Annotated in this window: 1 protein-coding gene and 1 pseudogene; both read right to left on the bottom strand. The window is 56.5% G+C overall.

Annotated features, from left to right (window positions below; genetic code table 11):
• Positions 1-365: pseudogene (locus ACTH3S_RS13125) on the bottom strand (flagellar motor switch protein FliG); the annotation flags it as partial.
• Positions 358-1,518 (bottom strand): flagellar basal-body MS-ring/collar protein FliF (fliF, locus tag ACTH3S_RS13120; protein ID WP_441809458.1); only part of this gene is annotated, 1,161 nt, incomplete at its 5' end. The pseudogene ACTH3S_RS13125 and the gene fliF, both read right to left, overlap by 8 nt.

The raw sequence follows: 1,518 nt of genomic DNA, 5'->3' as shown, positions 1-1,518 counted from the left end.
AGGCCGGTGGTATTGCCACCAATGAGAATTCGATCAATCAGGCTGGCGGCTTTATCGTCTCCCAAAGCCTGGGTGAGCATGGCGCGAATATAGTCATCGTTACCCACACCCAAGCCAGTCTGACCACCTACGGCGTCCACAAACTGAGTCATCACATAAGATACGTCGTCTTTGCTCACATCTCGCATCTGGGCCATGGCAACGCCAACCCGCTGAACCTCTTTCGGGCCCATATGCTTGAGCACTTCGGCTGCGTCTGCCTCACCAAGCGACATGAGCAGGATCGCGGCCTGTTCTACTCGCGGAATTTTCCGCTGAGTCTTCTGGGACGCATCACCGCCCGACGGCATGGACTGATCAGTCATCAACATTCACCCACTGGCGCATCACTTGAGAAACCCTCGCCGGGTCCTCGGCAATCAGGCCTTTAAGAGCATTCAATTGTCTATCATAGCTGTCTGTAGCGCCTGGCAAAAGTAGGTCGTCTTGAGATGACATAGCCTGGCGCAAGGCATCGCCGCCTTCAACACCGTCAAGGCCGCCACCATAACCACCTGTATCTGAGTCATCTCCCCGCTCGCGGCGTCCGCTACCAGACAAGCTTTTCAGGGTCGGGCGCAGCAATCCAAGCACCAACACCAGGATAACCAAACCGGCCAGCACCTGCTTCATCAAATCCCAGAACCAAGGCTGCTCCCAAAACCCAGGCGCCTCAAACTCAAAGGCTTCTTCCGGCGCAAACGCTGTGTTCATCACGGTAACGCTGTCACCACGCGCGGCGGAATACCCTACCGCGTCGCGCACCAACATGCTCAGGCGCTGCAACTCTTGTTCAGCCCAAGGCTCGTATGTCACCGCGCCGGTTTCCGGATTAATCACTTTCATATCGTCGACAGCAAGCGCAACGGTCACCCGTCTCACCCGGCCCAGCTCTTGGCGGGTGTAGCTGACGGTGCGATCCATCTCATAATTGCGGGTGGATTCCTTACGCACGTTAATCGGTTGTTGAGCCGTTGCACCCACAGCATCGCCTACTTCCGTATTTGTCTGTTCTGGTACAGTCGCATTGACAGGGGGCTGATTAGACAACGCCCCCGGAACACCGCCGTTAGCGCCGGCAGCACGTTGCTCTGTAAGGCTCCGCTCACTGCGAACCGCCTGTTGTTCAGGGTTAAACAATTCTTCTGCCTGCTCCACCGATGAGAAATCCAGATCTGCAGACACTTCTGCTCGGTATCGGCCTTCGCCAACAATGGGGGCAATCAAGGAGGCAACACGTCGGGTCAGGCGTTCCTCCACGCGCGAGGTATATGCGTACTGATCCTCCATGCGCTCGCCATCACCACGGCTTTCTTTGCCAGTTAGCAGGTTGCCGTTCTGATCAACAACCGTGACATGGTCCTTATTCATCATCGGAATACTGCCCGCAACCAGGTTTACGATGGCTGCAATTTGCTCCTGCTCGGGGCGTCGTCCGGCAAAAACTTCGAGAAAAACGGAGGCCGTTGGGTCGCGGGC

It is taken from the genome of Marinobacter sp. (assembly GCF_052094685.1).
In the GTDB taxonomy this organism is placed as follows: Bacteria; Pseudomonadota; Gammaproteobacteria; order Pseudomonadales; family Oleiphilaceae; genus Marinobacter.
This window is presented reverse-complemented; position numbering and strand designations above follow the sequence as displayed.